The 20,320-nt window shown below is 69.6% G+C and carries 22 protein-coding genes; 8 read left to right on the forward strand and 14 right to left on the reverse strand.

What is annotated here, in order from left to right; all coding sequences use genetic code 11:
- Positions 1 to 254: 254 nt before the first annotated feature.
- Genes Q8Q77_RS05085 through Q8Q77_RS05095 form a run of 3 tightly spaced genes read right to left on the reverse strand, consistent with a single transcriptional unit; the run spans position 255 to position 3,154 of the window.
- Complete coding sequence (locus Q8Q77_RS05085; protein ID WP_305581820.1) at positions 255 to 1,397, reverse strand: hypothetical protein; 1,143 nt, start codon at positions 1,395 to 1,397, stop codon at positions 255 to 257.
- Positions 1,398 to 1,417: 20 nt separating this feature from the next.
- Positions 1,418 to 2,101, reverse strand: coding sequence for an AraC family transcriptional regulator (locus Q8Q77_RS05090; protein ID WP_305581822.1), 684 nt, complete (start codon positions 2,099 to 2,101; stop codon positions 1,418 to 1,420).
- Between the two features lie 51 nt (positions 2,102 to 2,152).
- Positions 2,153 to 3,154: a sensor histidine kinase gene (locus Q8Q77_RS05095; RefSeq protein WP_305581824.1), complete on the reverse strand. Its 1,002-nt coding sequence runs from the start codon at positions 3,152 to 3,154 to the stop codon at positions 2,153 to 2,155.
- A gap of 178 nt (positions 3,155 to 3,332) precedes the next feature.
- Between Q8Q77_RS05095 and Q8Q77_RS05100 the strand changes: the two genes are divergently transcribed.
- Positions 3,333 to 4,187 carry a type II CAAX prenyl endopeptidase Rce1 family protein gene (locus Q8Q77_RS05100; protein WP_305581826.1) on the forward strand — a complete coding sequence of 285 codons (855 nt, stop codon included), beginning with the start codon at positions 3,333 to 3,335 and terminating at the stop codon, positions 4,185 to 4,187.
- Here the strand turns inward: Q8Q77_RS05100 and Q8Q77_RS05105 are convergent.
- The 4 genes from Q8Q77_RS05105 to timA form a co-directional block, all read right to left on the reverse strand.
- Positions 4,168 to 4,476: a polyhydroxyalkanoic acid system family protein gene (locus Q8Q77_RS05105; RefSeq protein ID WP_305581828.1), complete on the reverse strand. Its 309-nt coding sequence runs from the start codon at positions 4,474 to 4,476 to the stop codon at positions 4,168 to 4,170. The two genes, Q8Q77_RS05100 and Q8Q77_RS05105, sit on opposite strands and share 20 nt — an antisense overlap.
- A gap of 47 nt (positions 4,477 to 4,523) precedes the next feature.
- Complete coding sequence (locus tag Q8Q77_RS05110) at positions 4,524 to 5,084, reverse strand: Smr/MutS family protein (protein ID WP_305581830.1); 561 nt, start codon at positions 5,082 to 5,084, stop codon at positions 4,524 to 4,526.
- Positions 5,081 to 6,238 (reverse strand): MltA domain-containing protein, encoded by a 1,158-nt coding sequence (locus tag Q8Q77_RS05115; RefSeq protein ID WP_305581832.1) that lies wholly within the window; start codon positions 6,236 to 6,238, stop codon positions 5,081 to 5,083. The genes Q8Q77_RS05110 and Q8Q77_RS05115 overlap by 4 nt, the downstream gene beginning before the upstream one ends.
- A gap of 69 nt (positions 6,239 to 6,307) precedes the next feature.
- Positions 6,308 to 6,925, reverse strand: a complete 618-nt coding sequence (timA, locus tag Q8Q77_RS05120) for a TIM44-related membrane protein TimA (RefSeq protein ID WP_305581834.1) — start codon at positions 6,923 to 6,925, stop codon at positions 6,308 to 6,310.
- Between the two features lie 152 nt (positions 6,926 to 7,077).
- Here timA and secB point away from each other — a divergent pair, with 152 nt between their 5' ends.
- Positions 7,078 to 7,575 (forward strand): protein-export chaperone SecB, encoded by a 498-nt coding sequence (gene secB, locus Q8Q77_RS05125; RefSeq protein WP_305581836.1) that lies wholly within the window; start codon positions 7,078 to 7,080, stop codon positions 7,573 to 7,575.
- Positions 7,576 to 7,721: 146 nt separating this feature from the next.
- Here secB and dnaQ read toward each other — a convergent pair whose 3' ends face one another.
- The 5 genes from dnaQ to Q8Q77_RS05150 form a co-directional block, all read right to left on the reverse strand.
- Positions 7,722 to 8,429 carry a DNA polymerase III subunit epsilon gene (dnaQ, locus tag Q8Q77_RS05130; RefSeq protein ID WP_305581838.1) on the reverse strand — a complete coding sequence of 236 codons (708 nt, stop codon included), beginning with the start codon at positions 8,427 to 8,429 and terminating at the stop codon, positions 7,722 to 7,724.
- A 154-nt stretch (positions 8,430 to 8,583) separates the two neighbouring features.
- Positions 8,584 to 9,195: a dephospho-CoA kinase gene (gene coaE / locus Q8Q77_RS05135; RefSeq protein WP_305581861.1), complete on the reverse strand. Its 612-nt coding sequence runs from the start codon at positions 9,193 to 9,195 to the stop codon at positions 8,584 to 8,586.
- A complete protein-coding gene (gene aroE / locus Q8Q77_RS05140; protein WP_305581840.1) occupies positions 9,195 to 10,037 on the reverse strand; it encodes a shikimate dehydrogenase in 843 nt (280 codons plus the stop codon). The genes coaE and aroE overlap by 1 nt, the downstream gene beginning before the upstream one ends.
- Complete coding sequence (locus Q8Q77_RS05145) at positions 10,034 to 10,630, reverse strand: nucleoside triphosphate pyrophosphatase (protein WP_305581842.1); 597 nt, start codon at positions 10,628 to 10,630, stop codon at positions 10,034 to 10,036. Before Q8Q77_RS05145 ends, aroE begins: the two co-directional genes overlap by 4 nt.
- A complete protein-coding gene (locus Q8Q77_RS05150; protein WP_305581844.1) occupies positions 10,627 to 11,475 on the reverse strand; it encodes a pyruvate, water dikinase regulatory protein in 849 nt (282 codons plus the stop codon). The genes Q8Q77_RS05145 and Q8Q77_RS05150 overlap by 4 nt, the downstream gene beginning before the upstream one ends.
- 512 nt (positions 11,476 to 11,987) lie before the next feature.
- Here Q8Q77_RS05150 and hemE point away from each other — a divergent pair.
- The 4 genes from hemE to rho all read left to right on the forward strand — a co-directional run bounded on the left by hemE (position 11,988) and on the right by rho (position 16,491).
- Complete coding sequence (gene hemE, locus Q8Q77_RS05155; protein ID WP_305581846.1) at positions 11,988 to 13,019, forward strand: uroporphyrinogen decarboxylase; 1,032 nt, start codon at positions 11,988 to 11,990, stop codon at positions 13,017 to 13,019.
- Positions 13,020 to 13,176: 157 nt separating this feature from the next.
- Positions 13,177 to 14,220, forward strand: coding sequence for a ferrochelatase (gene hemH, locus Q8Q77_RS05160; protein WP_305581848.1), 1,044 nt, complete (start codon positions 13,177 to 13,179; stop codon positions 14,218 to 14,220).
- A complete protein-coding gene (locus Q8Q77_RS05165) occupies positions 14,217 to 14,672 on the forward strand; it encodes a CopD family protein (protein WP_305581849.1) in 456 nt (151 codons plus the stop codon). Before hemH ends, Q8Q77_RS05165 begins: the two co-directional genes overlap by 4 nt.
- 400 nt (positions 14,673 to 15,072) lie before the next feature.
- On the forward strand, positions 15,073 to 16,491 hold the full coding sequence (gene rho, locus Q8Q77_RS05170) for a transcription termination factor Rho (RefSeq protein WP_305581851.1): 1,419 nt from the start codon (positions 15,073 to 15,075) through the stop codon (positions 16,489 to 16,491).
- 158 nt (positions 16,492 to 16,649) lie between these two features.
- On the opposite strand, the gene Q8Q77_RS05175 is transcribed toward rho, so the two are convergent.
- Entirely contained in the window at positions 16,650 to 17,621 is a 972-nt protein-coding gene (locus Q8Q77_RS05175) for a quinone oxidoreductase (protein ID WP_305581853.1), read from the reverse strand.
- The gene (locus Q8Q77_RS05180) at positions 17,618 to 18,322 is read right to left on the reverse strand and encodes a dienelactone hydrolase family protein (protein ID WP_305581855.1); all 705 of its coding nucleotides are present in this window, start codon (positions 18,320 to 18,322) and stop codon (positions 17,618 to 17,620) included. Before Q8Q77_RS05180 ends, Q8Q77_RS05175 begins: the two co-directional genes overlap by 4 nt.
- A 102-nt stretch (positions 18,323 to 18,424) precedes the next feature.
- On the opposite strand from Q8Q77_RS05180, the gene Q8Q77_RS05185 reads away from it, so the two are divergent.
- Both Q8Q77_RS05185 and mnmE read left to right on the forward strand, forming a co-directional pair.
- Positions 18,425 to 18,670, forward strand: a complete 246-nt coding sequence (locus Q8Q77_RS05185; RefSeq protein ID WP_305581857.1) for a DUF6489 family protein — start codon at positions 18,425 to 18,427, stop codon at positions 18,668 to 18,670.
- Positions 18,667 to 20,001: a tRNA uridine-5-carboxymethylaminomethyl(34) synthesis GTPase MnmE gene (gene mnmE, locus Q8Q77_RS05190; protein ID WP_305581859.1), complete on the forward strand. Its 1,335-nt coding sequence runs from the start codon at positions 18,667 to 18,669 to the stop codon at positions 19,999 to 20,001. Before Q8Q77_RS05185 ends, mnmE begins: the two co-directional genes overlap by 4 nt.
- Positions 20,002 to 20,320: the final 319 nt, after the last annotated feature.

Consider the following 20,320-nt stretch of genomic DNA (forward strand, 5'->3'; position numbering starts at 1 on the left):
CACCCGGCCATGCGGCCGGGAGCTCCCCCAGAGGGGGAGCATCTGGCCACCGTGCCACTTGGATCTACGGCCATATGCGATAGCCCTCCCCAGAGGGGAGAGGGTAGGGTGAGGGGTTGCGGCGCGAAGCGGCGCAATCCGGTCCCTCAACCAGCTCAGAGAAGCGGAAACGCCCCCCTCACCCTACCCTCTCCCCCCGGAAGATGGGTGGAGAGGAGGCTATCCGGCGGTCAGCGGCGCCACAAACGTTGGGGTCAGGCTTTGATCGGCGTCACCCACAGCTGATCCGCCGGCTTGCCCAGCACCCCGGCCGCCGCGGCGTGCAGGCTGGCGGGGGCGAGCTTGCCGCCCTTGGCCGCGGCCGACATCCATGCCTCTAGATTTCCCCCCGTCCGGTCGTAGCCGTCGGCCTTCAGCAGGCCGTAGAGGCCGGCGGCCAGGACGTGCATGCCCTGGTCGTTCCTAGTCCAGCGCTCCGCCGCCGGCCGCACCACATAGCCCAGCCGTTCCTGGATGATCTGGTCCAGCGCCTGGCAGATGTCCTCGTTCAGGATCCCGTCCAGCTCGTTGTAGCCCGTGCCCTTGTCCTTCTCCGCCAGGATGCGGGCGAAGAGGGGGTCCTTCTCCAGCACCGCCAGGCAGGCCTTGGCCGTGGGCCCCGCCATGTCGAAGGGCGGGTGCAGGATTTCGTGGGCGGCGGTCAGCACCATGACCTGGTCACTAGCCCCCACATGGGCGATGAACCTCTGGCCCTGCACCTTCACGCCGTGCGGCCGGCAGAACCAGGAGAGGTCGATCTCGATCTGCGGGTCGAGCTTGTGGCCCAGCAACCGCTCCTGCTCGGCGATGATGTCGAGGCGCGCCAGCAGCGGGGTGAGCTCGGAGATCCGCTTGGCCGCCGGGCCCTCGGCCAGACCCTTGCGGAACTCGGGAAAGCCCGCGTCGCGCAGGCCGGTCAGCGCGATCCGCAGCCGGTCGCGCCCGGCCAGGAAGCGGGTCCAGTCCGCCTCGTCCCAATAGACGCTGGCCTGCAAGGGTGGCTTCAGCACGGTTTCGGCGGCCTCGAGGCTCGCCAGCAAGTCGCGAAGCGTCGCCGTCGGCCCGCCGGAGAAGACTAGGGTTAGGCCGGGCCAGAGCAGGCCGCCCGCTGCGTCGGCCTCGGCGTGCAGCCCCATGATCGCCTCGATCACCGCGGCGGGGAGCCTCGGCTTGAAGGCCGCCATCTCGGCCTCGTAGTAGCGGGCATAGAAGGGCTTGCCCGACAGCGGGCCCAGTATGGCCAGCGCGTCCAGCCCCTCGGAGCTCTTCACCACCCAACGGGTGCGGATCGAGGTCTGCGCCAGGGTGGGCGCGGCGAGCAGGGCCAGGGACGTGGCCAGGAGGGTTCGTCTCAGCATGGGCCAAGCTTGCCTGCGGCTCAGGCGGCGGTCTTGCACCCACTTGACCATCGCCGCCAGGCTCCGGGCGCGGCCCCGGTCAGTTCGCTCACGGCGCGGCTCATATGGGCCTGGTCGGAAAAGCCGGCGTCCAGGGCTAGGTCGGCCAAGGGCCCGCCGCCCCCGATCACCGCGCGCAGGGCCGCCCGCGCCCGGCCCTCATAGCGGAACCGCTTGGGGCTCACCCCGAAGGCGCGGCCAAAGCCCCGCGACAGGGTTTCGGCCGCCAGCCCCCGGGCGCGGGCCCAGTCGCTCAAGGCCAGGTCGGGATCGGCCGCCAGGTCGCGGGCCAGCAGGTCGGGCCAGTCCGGCGCCTCGGCGATCGTCGGGACCAGGCTCGCCCGCAGGAAGGCCGCGGCGGCGGCGGCGTCGCGTTCGGCCAGCCGCGCGACCGCGTCCGGATCGGCGATGCGCCCGAAGCCGCCGGCCAGGCCATCCATGTCCAGGTTCAGCACCACCGCCCCGCTGGCGGCCACGGCGTTCAGGTGTCCGTCAAACATCTCGTGGATCGCCACGTCGCCCGCGACAAGCCGCCGCCGCCCGGCCTCGCCCGCTTCCTCGTAGCCGCCGCACAGCACCAGGGCGACATAGGCCCTCGCATGCCGATGGCGGCCGAACCGCTCGCGGGGGGCCAGGCTCTGGCGGACGGGGAGTTCGGCGACCATGGCGCGGTTGTCCCCCAAAGCGGCGGCGGCGGCCAAGTTACGGTTGGGTCATCAGTCCGGCAGCACCAGCACGTAGCGGGTCCCCGGCCCCTCGCCGCGGGTCAGGATCGCCCCGCCCTGACGCGCGAAGCTCTCCACCAGCCGGCGGCCCAGACCGGTGGTCTTGATCTTGCCTTCGGGCGGCATGCCCACCCCGTCGTCGGCCACGGTCAGCTCCAGGCCGATCTCGATACGCGTCAGCGCCACAAGGATCGCCCCGGGTCGGTCGTCGGGAAAGGCGTACTTGGCCGCGTTGGTGACCAGTTCGTTGACCACCAGGCCGAGCGCCACGGCCCGGTCGCGGCTCACCGCGCCCGACTCCAGGTCGCAACTCAGCCGCACCGCCCCGGTCAGCAGCAAGCTGTCGGCCAGGCTCTCGCAAAGCTCTCGCAGATAGGCCGCCAGGTCGATCGACCCCACGCTCTCGCCGGGCGAATAGAGATAGGCGTGGGCTTGGGCCATGGAATGGACCCGTCGCAGGGCGTCGCTGAGGGCTGCCTCCGTCCCCGGGTCGGCGGCACGGCGGCGCTGCATGTCCAGCAGGCCGGCGACCATCTGGAAATTGTTCTTCACCCGGTGATTCAGCTCGCGCAGCAGCAGGTCACGGACTTCCAGCTTGGCGGTGCGCTCGTCGCCGTCCGCCGAGGCCGCGCGCCGGAACAGCTGGGCCAGCCCGATCACCAGCAGGGCGGAAAAGGCGTTCAGCACCATGGACGCGCCGTCGTCCAGGCTCAGCGGACCGAACCGTTCCGGCGGCAGGGCGATGTACCAGACCCCCGCCAGGCCGATCGCCAGGCAGGCCAGCCCCGCGCGCCAGCCCGCCAGCAGGGTGGCGGCCAGCACCGCAGGGCCGACGAAGATGAAGGGCGCGACCTGGGCGGTGAACAGCTCCATGCTCATGCGCAGGACGCCCGCGGCGGCCACGCACGTCCCCGCGCAGGCAGCCTCGACGGCCCATCTCGGCGCCACGCCGGCCAGCCGTTCCGGCAAGTTCAGGTCGCCCAGCCCTCGCATGGCCCGACGTTCCGCGCGAGGACCAGCATGGTCAAGTCCAGATTCGCCTATTGCGCGAACTTTCCAGCGCAACATCCCTGACGCCGGGCACGCCGGGCCGGGTGAAATAGTCGGCGCGAGGACGCTTGCGGTATCGACCCGGGGCCGGGCGCGGCCGCATAGTCGCGCGGTGACCTCCTTGTTCCTCCAGGCCCTGACGTCGCGCGACCGCCAGTGGATCCGCGTCGCCGTCATGTTGGCCAGCGCCCCGGTGGCGGGCCTGATCGTCAGCTTCCCTGTGATGGTCGCCCTGTTCGCCCTGGGCGACGGCGCCCCGGACGGCCCGCGCCTCCAGCGCTCGTCGCTGTTCGTGCTGCAGCTTGCGCTGACCCTGGGGGCCCTGGCCGCGGGCGTGCTGCTGGCCGCCCGCGTGATCTTCGGCCGACCCGTCGCCACCTGGGTGACCGCCGCCCCACGGTTCCGCAAGACACTGCTGCTGTTGGGCGCGGCCGCCACCGTCCCGGCGGTGGGCTTGCTGATGACTGTCGACGTCCTGGTGTTCGGCGGCGACCTGCAGCTCCCGATCCTCGATCCCACGGGTCTGGACCTGAAGCTCGGCTATCTCTGCGCCATGGTGGTGGGCCTGCTGGCCGCCGCGGCGGCCGAGGAGGTGGTGTTCCGGGGCTATGTGCTGCAGCAGACCGCGGCCTTCACCCGCAACATCTGGGTGATCGTCGCCGTCAACGGGGTGCTGTTCTCCCTCTTCCACCTGGAGTTCGACCCCTCGGCCCTGGCGGCCCGCGCCCTGGCCGGCGCGGCCTTCGCCTGGGCGGCCCTGCGGCTGGGCGGGCTGGAGTTCGCCATCGGCGCGCACCTGGCGGCCAACCTGATGCTGGCCCTGTTCCAGGCGCCGATGCTGCCCGAGGATCCGCCGGCGGCCGGCGGCATGGACGAGGTGATGGGGGAGCTGGCCCTGGCCGCCTACACCGTCTGGATCGTCGAGATCCTGCGTCGGCGGCCCCACATCACGGGCGCTATTTCTTCTCCAGCATGAGCTGGCCTTCCTTCTTCAGGCGGCCCTTCACCTTGTCGGCGATCATCGCGAAGAAAGGCGGCAGGTCGACCTCCATCTTCACGACCTCCTCCAGCACGTCGAGGCGGCCGGACACCGCCTGACCCACCACCTTGGCCGCGAAGCTCAGCCGGTCGCCCTCCCAGGCGTGGGTCATCTTCACACCCTCGCCGAACTGCTGGAGGATGCGTCCCATCCCCTCCTCGACGCGCTTGCGCGCCTCGGCCTTGCCGAGGTCGTGGGGGATGCTGACGGTGATCGGCTTGGCCATGGGGGCTCCTCCTGGTCGGGGTATAACGCCTTGTCGGCGCGATGGCTTCAGCCCCGCGCCTTGCGTTTCAGCGCCACATAGAGCGCGCCTTCGCCGCCGTGGCGGCGGTGGGCCTCGGAGATCCCGGCCACCACGTCGGCCAGGCCCGGGGCGGCCAGCCATTCCGGCGTCCGGCGGCGCAGGATCCCGTCGCCTTGCACGCCCTTGCCGGTGATCACCAGCACGGCGCGCGCGCCGTCGTCGTGGCTACGCCGCAGGAAGGCCTCGAGCGCCGCGCGGGCGCGGTCCTGGGTCATGCCGTGCAGGTCGATGCGGCCGCCGATGGGGTCGCGTTCCTTCGCGATGCGGTGCTTGCGGCGCGGCTCGATGCCCTTGTCCTCGGTCGGGCGCCCACGCAGCGGAAGCCGGCGGCCGGCGAGCTCTCCGACCATGAAAGCCGCGCCATCCCACTTCGGGGGCGGAAGCGGATCGGCCGCGGCCCTGGGCGGCGTGATCGGCCCGGACTCGGCCTTCGGGACCGGCGCAGTCTCGCGGCCAGGCAGGGGGTGGACCGTGGCCGCCACCATCGACCAGAGCCTGTGCTCGTCGGGCCGGATTGGCCGCTTCACCGGCCCGGACCGACCTTCGGGACCAGCCGGTGCATCCGCAGGGTATGGCGCACCCGTCCGGCCTCGACGCCGGCGTCCTGCCCTTGGCCCAGATAGAGGTCGGCGCGCACCTGGCCCTTGATCGCGCCGCCCACGTCCAGCGCCATCACCGTGCGCCGATAACTGGGGAAGGCGCCGCTTAGCGTCGGGGCGACACCGTCGATGAAAAACAGCTCGCCCAGGCTGTTGCGGGTCACGTCCACGGCGATCGCCCGGCCAGGCGGCAGGGGCACGCCCGCCGCGCCCGCCGGCTGTCGCCCGTCGTCCGGCGCCAGGGTGAAGAAGACATAGCGGGGATTGAGCGCCATCACCTCGGCGGCCTCGCGCCCCCGGTGGCTGGCCAGCCAGACGCGGATCGCGTCGCCCGCGGTGTTGTTGGCTTCCAGCAGACCGCGGTCGCGCATGGGATTGGCGATGCCGGCGAAAGGCAGGCCGTTGGTGGCGGCGAACACCGCCTTCAACCGCCGTCCGTCGGGATAGGTCAGCACTCCCGAGCCCTGGATCTGCAGGAAGAACTTCTCCTCAGGCCGCATCCAGGCCAGGACCGGACCGTCCGCCTGGCCCTCGATGGCGGCCCGGTCGGGATAGGGGGCGAGCCTGCCGTCGGCCCCGCGCTTCATGGCGTCCTTGGCGCCGGGACCTGAGGTCACCAGGTCCGCGGGCTTGGGCCGCAGCGGGGCGGAGAACTCGGCGTCACGCCGGTCGCGGGCCTCGTAGACCGGCGAGAAATAGGCGGTCAACACTCCTTCGCCGGCCACCAGTTCGGGGCGGAAACTGTCCTCGAAGAAGGCTCGGGCGGCCAGCGCGGTGAGCTGCGGCAGGGCGCGCGCCCTACGACAGACCTCGCCAAGCGCCGGATCGCGGGCGATCCCGCAGGTGGCGCGGAAGGCCTCGAAGGCCGCGGCGTGGTCGTCGCTCGCCCAGCCAGGCAGGTCCTCGAAGCGCTCCAACCGCTCGGGCGGCGGGGTGGGCGCGGGCGTGGGCAGGGGCCTGACGGGCGACGGGCGGGGGCCAGCGGGGCTCGGTCCTGGACGCGGCGTAGCGCAACCCGCCAGGGCGAGCGTCAGCAGGACGGCGGCGAGGAGCGGCCGGCGGGCCGAGAGTCTGGGAGCCAAGAATCTGCGGGCCAAGAATCTGGGGGCCAAGATCATCCCTCTGCGCGACAGGTCGGAAAGGGGCTGGGTCTACGCCTCGGCGGCGTCGACGTGAACCAGCATCCAGTTCGGATCGCGGCTCTTCAGATTGCGTTCGAAGGTCCACAGCTCGGCGGTGCGCTTGTCGTCGACGGCCTCGCCCTCCGGTCCTTTCGAGCGACTGCGGAACTCCGCCAGGAAGCGCACGGTGATGCGGGCCGCGTCGCCCACCAGCTCGGCCCGCTCCAGGTCGGCGCGCGGCGCGTGCAGGAATTCCACCGTCTCGGTCGTCCCGTCGGCCTCCCGCGCGGCGATCCCGGCCTCGAAGCTGGACATCACATTGGGAGCCAGCAGGTTCGTCAGCATCTCGCGGTCCCCCGCGGCGAAGGCGCGGACGATCATCTCATAGGCGCCCTTGGCCCCGGCCAGGAACCGGGAAAGGTCGAAGGAGGGATCGCGGTGCTTCACCGCCGGCAGGCCGGTCAGGCCCACCCCGTCGTCGTCCGGGGCGTCGAGGGCCGGCGTGGGCGTCGGCCCAGTGACCGCGGCGTTGTCGGCGGCGGTGTCCTCCGGTTGGCGCCCCACGCGCCGGCCCAGCACCGAATATAGCTGGTACAGCACCACGGCAGCCAGGCCGGCGAAGATGATCAGCTCGAGGACGTTGGACAAAGGATAGGGCTCGCGGGAACGTTGAAGGCGCAATATAGGACAGCGGAACGCCCCCGTCAGGGGCGACGTTGCATCGGTCTGGGCCTCATGATAGCAGCCCGCGCCACAAACAGGACGTGAATGGACGTCCGACCAACCGGATTTTCCAGAACATGACCGACACCGACGCGGCCCCCGAGACCAATGGCGCCGATCCGACCGAGCCCGGGATCCGTATCCTGGCCCAGTTTATCCGCGACCTGTCCTTCGAGAACCCGCGCGCGCCGGAGACCCTGCGCACCCAAGCGGTCGGCCAGCCGCAGATCGACATGGGCGTCGAGATGAACGCCCGCGGTCGCGAAGACGGCCTGTTCGAGGTCGATCTGAAGCTCCAGGCTCGCGCCACCCGCGAGGATGGCCCGGTGTTCCATGTCGAGCTGCTCTATGGCGGCGTGTTCCAGATCACCGGCGTCGCCCCCGCCGACATCGAGCCGGTGCTGCTGGTGGAATGCCCGCGGTTCCTGTTCCCGTTCGCGCGCCGGGTGATCGCCGACGTGACCTCGGACGGCGGCTATCCGCCCTTCCTGCTGGACCCGATCGACTTCGCCGGCGTCTACGCCGCGCGCAAGGCTGGCGGCGAGATCAGCGGCCCGACCGTCGGCAACGCCTAAGAGCGGCTCTTCTCCCTCCTCTTTATGAGGAGGGACCGGCGGCGGAGCCGCCAGGGTTGGGAAGTCCGGCAATCGGCTCGAAAGCTTCAGACTGCCCCACCTTCGACCGCTGCGCGGTCTTCCCTCCCCACAAGGAGGAGGGAGGTCTAAAGCCCGTGCTTCTTCCAGAGCGTCTCGCTCTTCACCGCCTCGCGGATGAAGACCGCGTGCAGTTCGCGCTCGGCGTCGGTGGAGCGGAAGGCCAGCGGCCGGGGCCGCGCGCCATAGGCGCTCTGGGTGGCGATGGCGACCGCCTGGGCCAAGGCCTGGCTGGTGGTCAGCTCCAGGCGCCGCTCGCGGCCGCCCTTCAGCTCCAGATAGACCGCGGCCAGCAGCCGGGCGTCGATCAGCGCCCCGTGCTTCTCGCGGTCGGCCAAGGAGATCTTGAAGCGCTTGCAGAGCGCGTCGAGGGAATTGTGCATCCCCGGAAACCGGGTCCGGGCCAGGGCCAGGGTGTCGATCCAGCGATGCTCGGGGATGACCTGGCGGCCGCACACCGTCAGCTCGTGGTTCACGAAGGCGCGGTCGAAGCCGGCGTTGTGGGCGATGATCGGGGCGTCACCGACGAAGTCCAGGAAGGCGTGGTGGATTTCCAGGTCGCCGAATTTCGGCTTGCCGCGCAGGAACTCCGCCGACAGGCCGTGGACCCGCTGGGCCTCCGGCGGCATGTCGCGCTCCGGGTCGATATAGACGTGGAACGTCCGCCCTGTGGGGATGAAATCCTCGATCTCCAGGCAGGCCAGCTCCACCAGCCGGTGGCCCAGGTGCGGCTCGAAGCCTGTGGTTTCGGTGTCGAGGACGATCTCACGCGCCATGGCCGATCAATCGCCCCGTTTGGCGGAGGCTTCAAGCGGGGCTTTAGAGCGCGATAGCCGAAGGTGGAAGCCGGTTTCGGCGCCCATCGCGCTCTAAGTATATGAATGTAAGCCCTTTTTATCCTTCGAACGACTTTCGTTCGAAGGAAAGGGCTTATCGTCGCGCGGGACGCTTCTGTGGATCGCGCATGGTCGCGATGATCTCGGCGACCTGGCGGCGGGCCGGCTCCAGGCCATCGCCGGTCTCGACCACGAAATCGGCCCGCGCGCGTTTATCGGCGTCGGGCATCTGGCGTGAGAGGATGGCGTCGAGGCGCTCGGGCGTCATGCCGGGACGGGCCAGCACTCGCGCGCGCTGCTGGTCGGCCGGGGCCGAGACCACCACCACCGCGTCCATATTGGCCTCACCCCCGGTCTCGTAGAGCAGGGGGATGTCGAGCACGACCATGTCGGCGCCCGACTCCGTCGCCGCCTTGAAGAACCCCACTCGGTCGGCGCCCACCAGGGGATGGACGATGGCGTTCAGCCGGGCCATGGCCGCGTCGTCGCCCAGCACCCGGCTGCGCAGGGCCTCGCGATCCACCGCGCCGTCCTTGGTCACGCCGGGAAACTCGGCCTCCAGTGGGGCCACCGCCGCGCCGCCCGTCACATAGAGGTCGGCCACCGCGGCGTCGGCGTCATAGACCGGGATACCGGCCTCTCGGAACATGGCCGCGGTGGTGGACTTGCCCATGCCGATGGAGCCGGTCAGGCCGAGCCGCAGCATCACGAACGCTCCAGGATCTTCAGCGCCAGGGCGCGGACGTCGGCCTCCCTGGGCGGCGGCCGCCCGTAGAAGGCCTCGAAGGAGGGGACCGCCTGGCCGATCAGCATGGCCAGACCGTCCACCGTGCGGCGCTCCAGCGCCCGGGCCCGCGCCAGGAAGGGCGTGACGAGCGGTTTATAGACCATGTCCATCACCACGGCGCCGGACGGCGTCGCCTCCAGCGGGACGTCGAGGTCGCCTTCGCCGGCCAGGCCCGCCGAGGTGGCGTTGACCACCGCGATGACGCCTTCGAAGGCCACCGCGGCGCGATGCAGGCCGAAGGCCTCGCCGCCTAGCACATCGGTGATCGCCTGGGCCTTGGCCTGGGTGCGGTTGACGATGCGCACCTGCGGACAGCCGGCCGCCGTGAAGGCCGCCGCCGCGCCGCGCGCGCCGCCGCCGGCGCCCAGGATCGCCACCGGCCCGGCCGTGGGGTCGAAGCCCGGCGCCTGCTCGGCGAAGGCCGCCAGCAGCCCCAGACCGTCGGTGTTGTCGGCGAAGATCGTGCCGTCGGCCTGGAAGACCAGGACATTGGCCGCCCCGGCCATGGAGGCCCGGTCGCTGGCGCGGTCGGCCAACTCCAGCGCCTGGCCCTTGAAGGGCAGGGTGACGTTGAGCCCGGTCACCGAGGCGCCGCGCAGGGCGACGACAAAGTCGCCGAACCGCTCCGGCGTCACGCGGAACGGGACATAGACCCCGTCGATCCCCGCGGCCGCCAGCCAGGAGTTGTGCAGGGCCGGGCTCATGGAGTGGGCGATGGGGTTTCCCACCACCCCGGCCACCAGGGTCGCGCCACTGATCATGCCTTGAGCGCCCCATGCCGGCGGAAGAGGTCGAGCAGGCCCATCAAGGGCAGGCCCAATATGGCGAAATAGTCACCCTCGATCTTGGAGAACAGTTGCGCGCCGGGCCCCTCCAGCCGGTAGCAGCCCACCGAGCCCAGGGCCTGGTCGCCCTCGGCCGCCAGGTAGTCGGCCAGGAACGCGTCGGAGAAGTCGCGCATGGTGAGCGTCGCAGAGACGATCTCGCGCCAGATCGGCGCCCCGTCCTTGGCCACCACCACCGCCGAATGGAGCTTGTGGGGCTTTCCGCGCATGGCCTTCAGCCGCTCGGCGGCGGCCTCCAGCGTCTCGACCTTGTCGTAGAGCCTGCCCTCGAACTCGAGGGTCTGATCCGAGCCGATCACGAAGCCGGGCTTCGAACGCGACACCCGGATCGCCTTCAGCTCGGCCAGGGCGTCGGCCACGTCGCGGGGGCTCGCGCCCTGGGTCAGCATCGCGGCCTTGACCGCGTCCTCGTCGACCCCGGCCACCGAGACCTCGAACGGCACGCCCGCCCCGGTCAGCACGGCCCGGCGCGCCGCGCTCTTCGACGCCAGGATGATCGCCTCGCTCATCCCAGGACCTCGACCTGGCCGTGGCCGCCGTGCAGCAGGTTCATCACCGCGGCGGCCGTCTCCTCGACGCTGCGGCGGGTGACGTCGATCACCGGCCAGCCCTGACGCTCATAGAGCCGCCGGGCCTTCACCGTCTCCTCGCGCACCGCCTCGATGTCGATATAGGAGGACTCCCGGTCCTCCTTGAGGCTGAGCAGGCGGTTGCGGCGGATCTGGATCAGCCGGTCGGGCGAGATGGTCAGGCCCACCACCATGGTGTTCTTCAGTTCGAACAGCTTCTCCGGCGGCGGCCTGGTCGGCACCAGCGGCACATTGGCCGCCCGCACGCCCCGGTGGGCCAGGTAGATGCAGGTCGGGGTCTTGGAGGTCCGCGAGACGCCCACCAGCACCACGTCGGCCTGTTCCAGGTCCTGGCCGCCCTGGCCGTCGTCGTGGCCGATGGCGTAGTTCAGCGCGTCCATGCGGTTGAAATAGTCGTTGTCGAGTGCGTGCTGCACGCCCACCCGGCGGCTGATCGAGGCGCCCAGATAGCGCTGTATGGACGAGACCAGCGGGTCGAGCGCGGCGATGCAGGGCATGTCCATGCGCCGTACCCCTTCCTCGAGCGCGGTGCGCAGCTGGTCGTCGACGATCGTATGGATCACGACGCCCGGCGCCTCCTCGATGTCGGTCAGGGCCCGCTCCAACTGCCGGGGCGAGCGGACCAGGGCGTAGATGTGCTCGATGGGCAGGACGTTCTCGAACCGGGCGCAGACCGCGCGCGCCATGGCGTTGAGGGTCTCGCCGGTGGAGTCCGACACCAGGTGCACATGGAAATAGGTGGCGATGCGCGAGGGCGGGGTCATCGGATCCTAGGGCTGGCTGTGACGATATGGCTTTGGCGAAATCTGGGGATCAAAGAGTCGATACCTTCTTAGCGAAGGCGAATGAAATTGGGGATAGGCGCGGGTTTTGGGCCGCCCCGGTGGACGGACGGGAAAACCCAGGCGGTTTAGGCCCGACCGATCCACGGCCCAGGAGGTTAATGAAGTCTTACCAAGGTATGACCGAAGCGTTAACGGACGACCGCCGTTCGGTCACCGGTCGGCGCCCGTCCAGGGGTTAACAAAAGGTAAACCCTAACGAGGGGTTAACGACGATCCCCGTTTTTCACAGGCTTGGCCGTGAGCGTCGCAAATCCGTCGCATGGCTTGTGGGCAAGGGGGTTGCGGCGTGTGCGGCGGCCGACTTGTCCCCATTGATTCACCGCCCTCCATCTACTGCTTCAATCTAGATTCAAGATTCTAGATAGGAAGAAGGCAGGCGGGGTTGAGCCCAGGCCTTGAGCCTGGCGCGGTAAGCCGGTTTAACGGCGCCCATGTCAGAAGGTTCAAAACCGCGCCTCTTGCGGGCGCTCGCCGGTGAAACCCTGGACCGGCCGCCGGTGTGGTTCATGCGTCAGGCTGGGCGCTCCCTGCCGGAGTACCGGGAGCTGCGCACCCGGGCGGCCGACTTCATCGCCTTCTGTCACAATCCGGAGATGGCGGCAGAGGCGACCCTGCAGCCTATGCGCCGCTTCCCGCTGGATGCGGCCATCGTCTTCGCCGACATCCTGCTGATCCCGAGGGCGCTCGGCCAGGAGGTCTGGTTCGAGACCGGGGAGGGGCCGCGTCTCGGCGAACTGCCGCCGCTGGAAAGCCTGGCGGACCAGATCGAGGCCTCCACCGGACGCCTGAGCGATATCGGCGAGACCCTCAGCCGGGTCCGCGCCGAGCTGGAGCCCGACCGCGCCCTGATCGGCTTCGCCGGCGCCCCCTGGACCGTGGCCACCTACATGATCGAGGGCCGCGGGTCGGACCGCTCCGGCGCCCGGACATACGCCTATCAGCACCCGGAAGAGCTGGACCGTCTGCTGGACATCCTGGTGGAGTCCACCGCGCGCTACCTGGTCATGCAGGCCAGGTCCGGCGCCCAGGTGCTGAAGCTGTTCGAGAGCTGGGCGGAAGGCCTGGCCGAGGACGTCTTCGAGCGCATCGTCATTCGACCGCACATCGCGATCATCGAGAAGGTGCGCGCCGCCGGGATCGACACCCCGTTCATCGGCTTCCCCCGCGGCGCCGGCGCCCTGGTGGAGACCTACGCCGCCAAGGTCCCGGTCCAGGCGGTGGCGCTGGACACCCAGGCCTCGGCCGCTCTGGGCCGCAAGATCCAGGCGGGGGGCAAGACCATCCAGGGCGCGCTCGACAACCTGCTGCTGCGCGCCGGCGGCCCGGCCCTGGACGCCCGGGTCGACGCCCTGATCGAGCAGTGGAACGGCGGGCCCTACATCTTCAATCTCGGCCACGGAGTCCTGCCCGACACCCCGATCGAGCACATCGAACGCACCATCCGGCGGGTGACCGGGCGGTGAAAGACCCCCTCCGTCCCTCTCCGCTTCGCTCCGAGCGCCACCTCCCCCAAATCGCGCTACGCGCTGGGGGAGGATCTAAGAACCTAGATGCTCCCCTCCTGGGGGAGCTGTCGGCGAAGCTGACTGAGGGGGACTTTGATTCTACGGCGCTGCAGCCATGACCAAACTTGCCGTCGTTCTCTTCAACCTCGGCGGCCCGGACGGCCAGGCCACGGTGCGGCCGTTCCTCCAGAACCTGTTCAGCGATCGCGCGATCATTGACCTGCCGGCGATCGCGCGGGGCCCCCTGGCCTGGTGGATCGCCAAGCGCCGCGAGAAGGCCGCCCAGGCCAACTACGCCCTGATGGGCGGCGGTTCGCCCCTGCTGCCGGAGACCCGCAGGCAGGCCAAGGCCTTGGAGGCCAACCTGGCGGCGGCCCGACCCGAGTCCACAACCCGCGTCTTCGTCGCCATGCGCTACTGGAAGCCGTTCGCGGCCGAGACCGCCAAGGAGGTCGCGGCCTTCGCGCCCGACCAGATCGTGCTTCTACCGCTCTATCCGCAGTTCTCCACCACCACCACGGCCTCGTCCCTGAAGGACTGGGAGGCCGCCTATGCCGGTCCGGGAACAAGCCGGACGGTCTGCTGCTTCCCGACCGCGCCTGGCCTCACCGACGCCCACGCTGCGGCCGTTCGCGCGACCTGGGAGGCGGCCGGTAAGCCCACGAACATCCGCCTGCTGTTCTCCGCCCACGGTTTGCCGGAAAAGGTGATCGCCGCGGGCGACCCCTATCAGGCGCAGGTCCGCGCCACCGCCCAGGCCGTGGCCTTCCGCCTGCCCGAGCTCACCGACTGGGAGATCTGCTACCAGAGCCGGGTAGGGCCGCTGAAATGGATCGGCCCCTCCACCGACGACGAGATCCGCCGCGCCGGCGCCGAGGGGCTGGGGGTGGTGGTCTGCCCCATCGCCTTCGTCTCCGAGCATGTGGAGACCCTGGTGGAACTGGACCACGAATATGGCGAGCTGGCGCATCAGGTCGGCTGCGCGCCCTATCTGCGGGCTCCGGCGCTGGGCGTCGCCCCGCGCTTCATCGACGCCCTGACCACTGCGGTGACCAATGCCCTGGGACGCTCCGGCGGAGCTCGGCCCGACGGCCCGTGGCGCTGTCCGCAAGACCATGCCAAATGCGCCTGTCGAACGGCTGAGGGAGCGACGGCGTGAACTACGATCTGCTGAGGGGCCTGCACATCCTGGCCGTGATCGCCTGGATGGCCGGGATCATGTACCTGCCCAGGCTCTTCGCCTACCACTCAGAGGCCGTCCCCGGCTCGGAGATGGACCAGACCTTCCAGACCATGGAGCTCAAGCTCTACCGGATCATCATGGGGCCGGCGATGGTGGCGGCCTGGGTGTTCGGCTTGGCGCTCATCTACGTCAACGCCACCCAGATACGCGGCGGCTGGGATTTCCTGGCCCAGCCCTGGATGATCGCGAAGCTGGCGGGCGTTGTGTTCCTGACCGGCTGGCACCACGTCCTGGGCGCGGCGCGAAAGCGCTTCGCGGCCGGCGAGAACAAGCGCCCGGCCCGCTTCTGGAAAATGACCAACGAACTCCCCTTCCTGGCTGCCATCGTCATGGTCATCGCCGTGACGACGGAGTTCTTCACGAGATAGCTCGGCCCTAGATGCTCCCCCTCTGGGGGAGCTGTCCGCCGAATGGCGGACTGAGGGGAACTTTGACTCTCGTTTGGGGCCCAACCCCCTCCGTCACGTCGCCGAAGAGCGGCGACGCGCCACCTCGCCCTAATCGCGCTGCGCGCTGGGGGAGGATCTAATCTTACTGCGCCCACGCTTGACCGCGGGCCTCGCATGTGGTTCCGCTCCTCCCACGTGGAGTCGGATTTCCGAAGCTGCGCCCCGCCCTACCTCCGTGCGCCGCGCGCTTGTCAAAGCCGCACCGGCCCGGCCCTCGAAAATAAACCGGCGTCTCCGAACGCCCCCGACGATTCTCCCCGCGCCCGAAAACCGTTCGGCCGGCGGGGACCTATCCCAGAGAACTTCCCAGAGAACTTCCATGACTGAAGACACCCCCACCGACCTGGTCGACACCGAGATCGAAGCCGAATCCGCCGTCGAGGACGCCCAGCTCGGCGCGCCTGACGCGACGCAGGAAGACGACGGCGACGACGACAATTCCGAGGTCTCCGCGGCCATCGCCGCCATGGGCCTCACCCGCATGTCGCTACAGGAGCTGAAGGACAAGTCGCCCGTCGACCTGTTGGCCTTCGCCGAGACCATGGAGATCGAGAACGCCAACTCCATGCGCAAGCAGGACATGATGTTCGCGATCCTCAAGACCCTGGCCGAGGAGGGGATCGAGATCTCCGGCTCGGGCACCCTGGAAGTGGTGTCAGACGGCTTCGGGTTCCTGCGCTCGCCGGAAGCCAACTACCTGCCGGGCCCTGACGACATCTATGTCAGCCCCTCGCAGATCCGGAAGTTCGGCCTGCGCACCGGCGACACGGTCGACGGCGCCATCCGCGCGCCCCGCGAAGGCGAACGCTATTTTGCGCTCACCAAGGTCGACCTGACCAACTTCGAGAATCCCGAGAACGTCCGGCACAAGGTCCTGTTCGACAACCTGACCCCGCTCTATCCCGACGAGCGGCTGAAGATGGAGATCGAGGATCCGACCCTGAAGGACCGCTCGGGCCGGCTGATCGACATCGTCGCCCCGCTCGGCAAGGGCCAGCGTTGCCTGATCGTGGCTCCGCCCCGGGTCGGCAAGACCGTGATGCTGCAGAACATCGCCAAGTCGATCGCGGCCAACCATCCCGAGTGCTACCTGATCGTCCTGCTGATCGACGAGCGGCCCGAAGAAGTCACCGACATGCAGCGCACCGTGCGCGGCGAGGTGATTAGCTCCACCTTCGACGAACCGGCCACTCGCCACGTCCAGGTCGCCGAGATGGTGATCGAGAAGGCCAAGCGCCTGGTCGAGCACAAGCGCGACGTGGTCATCCTGCTGGACTCGGTCACCCGTCTCGGCCGCGCCTACAACACCGTGGTGCCGTCGTCCGGCAAGGTGCTGACCGGCGGTGTCGACGCCAACGCCCTGCAACGCCCCAAGCGCTTCTTCGGCGCGGCGCGGAACATCGAGGAGGGGGGCTCGCTGACCATCATCGCCACCGCCCTGATCGACACCGGCAGCCGGATGGACGAAGTCATCTTCGAAGAGTTCAAGGGCACCGGCAACTCCGAGCTGATCCTGGACCGCAAGGTCGCCGACAAGCGCATCTTCCCGGCCATCGACGTGCTGAAGTCCGGCACGCGGAAGGAAGAGCTGATCACGCCGAAGGAACATCTGCAGAAGACCTACATCTTGCGCCGCATCCTCAACCCGATGGGCGCCCAGGACGCGATCGAGTTCCTGCTCGACAAGCTGCGGACCTCGAAGAACAACGAGGACTTCTTCCAGTCGATGAACACCTAGCGGCCCATCGACCCACCGACACGAAGAAGGGGCCCGCGGCGACGCGGGCCCCTTTTGCGTTGGCCTTTGCCTCCCCCATGACCATCGGGAATGGGGGGAGGAAAGGAAATATAGTTCTAACCCACTGAAATAACTACCATTCCACGTGAAACATCCGTCTACGGAATGAGCAGGCTCGCCCCCACCGTGTCGCGGCCCTCCAGGGCCTCGTGCGCCGCCCGCGCCTGCGCCAGCGGGAAGGTCTGGCCGATGTCGATCTTGACCACGCCTGAGGCGATGACCTCGAACAGGGCCTGGGCGCTGGCGTCCAACTCGGGCGTGGTGGCCTGGTAATCGCCCATGGTCGGCCGGGTGAAGAACAGCGACCCCGCCGCCGCCAGCCGCGCGGGCGGGAAGGGCGGGACCGGCCCCGAGGCGTTGCCGAACGAGACGAACAGGCCGCGCCGCGCGAGGCTCCCCAGCGTGCCCTCGAACGTCGCCGCGCCCACGGAGTCGTAGGCCACCGGTACGCCCTTGCCGTCGGTCAGCCGGCGGACCTCGGCGGCCACGTCCTGGTCGCGATAGAGGATGACGTGGTCGGCCCCCAGGTCGCGGGCGCGCTGCGCCTTCGCCTCCGATCCGGCCGTGGCGATCACCGTGGCGCCCAGGTGCTTGGCCCACTGGACGGCGATGGACCCGACCCCGCCGGCGGCGGCGTGGATCAGGATGGTCTCGCCGGCCTTCACCGGATAGCAGCGGCGCAGCAGGAACTCCGCCGTCATCCCCTTGAGCAGGGCCGCGGCGCCCTGGTTGGCGTCGACCCCGGCCGGCAGCTTCACCGCCCGGTCGGCCTTGACCACGTGAAACTGGGAATAGGCGCCGAGCGGCCCGCTCGCATAGGCGATCAGGTCGCCGGCCTTGAACCGGGTCACCCCCTCGCCGACGCTCTCCACCACGCCGGCCGCTTCCATGCCGAGGCCGGAGGGCAGCTTGACCGGATAGAGGCCCGAGCGGTGGTAGGTGTCGATGAAGTTCACCCCCACCGCCTGATGGCGGACGAGGACCTCGCCGGCCTTGGGCTCGGGGGTGGCCAGGTCGACCACCTGCAGGACCTCGGGGCCGCCGGTGGTCTCGAAGCGGATCGCCTTCATTGGCCCTCTCCCAGGTGCTGCTGGAAGAAGGCCAGGGTGCGACCCCCGGCCAGGCGCGCGTCGGTCTCGTCATAGTGTTCGCCGCCGACCCGGGCGAAGGCGTGGTCGCGACCTGGATAGCAATGGATCTGGATCTGTGGGTGGTTCTTCAGCCCGGCCAGGATCAGGGTCTGGGCTTCCTTGGGCACGAACTGGTCCTCCTCGGCGATGTGCATCAGCAGGGGATGGCTGAGCTTCTCGGCCTCGGCCAGCCGACCCTCGATGCCCACGCCGTAGTAGGAGACAGAGGCGTCGGCGTCGGTGCGCGCCGCGGTGAGGAAGGCCAGCAGACCGCCCAGGCAGAAGCCCACCGCGCCGACCTTGCCATTGACCTGCGCCAGGCCACGGGTCTGGTCGATGGTCGAGGCGATGTCCTTGACGCCGGCCTCGACGTCGAAGGCGTTGAACAGCTCGAAGGCCCGCTTCCACTCCGCTTCGGACTGGTCGGTGATGTCGATGCCGGGCTCGATCCGCCAGAACAGGTCGGGACAGACGGCCAGGAAGCCCTCGGCCGCCAGCCCGTCGCAGATGTCCCGCATGACGGCGTTGACCCCGAAGATCTCCTGGATCACCACCACCGCTGGGGCGTTGGTCTTGGCGGGGCGCGCCAGATAGGCGGCGAAGTCGCCGTCCTCGCCCTTGATCGTGATCGTCTCGCCCATCGGCGTCTCCCGTTGCACGTGAAAGCCCTTGATGCGGCTACTAGCGCGCAGGCGGCGACACCGGCCATAACAATGTTGTCAGGACGCCTGGAGGAACTTGAGATGAAGATGACGATCGAAGTCGACTGCTCCGCTCAGGAGGCCCGCGCCTTCCTGGGCCTGCCGGACGTCACCGCCCTCAACGACAAGCTGGTCGAGGAGATGCAGAGCCGCATGACCTCCAACATGGCCATGCTGTCGCCCGATGAGCTGATGAAGAACTGGACCGCCTTCGGGGTGGGCGCCCAGGAGCAGTTCCGCAAGCTGATGTCGGCGGCCGTCGATGCGGGCATGGGCCGCCCGAAATGACCGACACGATCTTCGCCGCGGCCACGGCCCCGGGCCGCGCCGCTGTGGGGGTCGTGCGCTTGTCCGGGCCAGGGGCGGGGAGGGCGGTCGACGCCCTGGCCGGCGCCCGGCCCCGCGCGCGGCAGGCGACGCTGCGCGCCCTGAAACATGAGGGTGTCGTACTCGACCAGGCCCTGGTGCTTTGGTTCGAGGGACCCCGTAGCTACACCGGCGAGGACTGCGCCGAGTTTCACGTGCATGGCGGGCCCGCGGTGATGACCGGGCTGCTGGAGGCCCTGTCCGCGCTGGGCCTGCGCCTGGCCGAACCGGGGGAGTTCACGCGCCGCGCCTTCGAGCACGGCAAACTGGACCTGGCCCAGGCCGAGGGGGTCGCCGATCTCATCGAGGCCGAGACCGAGGCGCAGCGGCGCCAGGCCCTGGATCAACTGGGCGGCGCACTCGGCCAGGCCCAGACCCGCTGGCGCGAGGCCCTGATCGAGGCCCTCAGCCTGTTCGAGGCGGCGGTGGATTTCCCCGACGAGGAGGTCCCGGCCAATGTCGCGGCCCGCGCCAAGCCGATCCTGGCGGGACTGATCGCCGACCTGGAGCACGCCCTTTCCGACGCCCGCCGGGGCGAGCGGGTGCGCGAGGGCTTCAAGATCGCCCTGATCGGCGCCCCAAACGCCGGCAAGAGCACCATCCTCAACGCACTGGCCCGCCGCGAGGCCGCCATCGTCACCGCCACGCCGGGGACGACGCGGGACATCATCGAGGTCCCCATGCGGTTCGCCGGCTACAAGGCCCTGCTGGCCGACACCGCCGGCCTGCGCGAGACCCATGACGAGATCGAGATCGAGGGGGTGCGCCGCGCCCGCGCCTGGGCCCACGAGGCCGACCTGCGCGTCTGGGTGGTCGACGGGGCCAGCGACGCCAAGGCCAGCGCACCGGGCGACCTGCACGCCCACGACCTCTGTGTGATCAACAAGGCCGACCTGCCGGCCGGGGCCGAGACCGGCCACGCCCTGGTGGAGGCCCGGGCCCTGCGCATCGACGCCCTGCGGCTGAGCGCACGTGAAACCGTCGACATCGCCGCGCTGGAAGCCGCCCTGGAGCGCCGGGTGGTCGAGGCCCTGGCCGGGGCCGAGCCGCCCACCGCCACCCGCCTGCGCCACCGCGAGCTGCTCACCGAAGCCTTGGAACGCCTGCGCCGCGCCGAAGCCTATGACGACGAACTTGAACTGGCCGCCGAGGATGTGCGGCTGGCCGGCCGGGCGCTGGACCGCATCACCGGCCGCATCGATCCCGAAGAGGTCCTGGACCGGGTGTTCTCCAGCTTCTGCATTGGGAAGTAAGGCGTTTCACGTGAAACACTCTTCTCCCTCCTCTTCATGGGGAGGGCAGATCCCGAAGGGATCGAGGGTCGGGCTTTCTGAAGATTCAACGCAGACTGTCGGACTTCCCACCCTGTCGGCTTCGCCGCCTGTCCCTCCCCATAAAGAGGAGGGCTATCGCATATGCGGCGGAGCTTAGATGCTCCCCCTCTGGGGGAGCTGGCCCGAAGGGCCTGAGGGGGACTTTGACTCCTGCTCAGACCGGTCGAACCTCCGTTGAAGGGCATTTTAGTCCCCCTCACCCGGCCATGCGGCCGGGAGCTCCCCCAGAGGGGGAGCA

Origin of the sequence: Phenylobacterium sp. (assembly GCF_030698145.1) — a bacterium.
Lineage (GTDB): Bacteria > Pseudomonadota > Alphaproteobacteria > Caulobacterales > Caulobacteraceae > Phenylobacterium.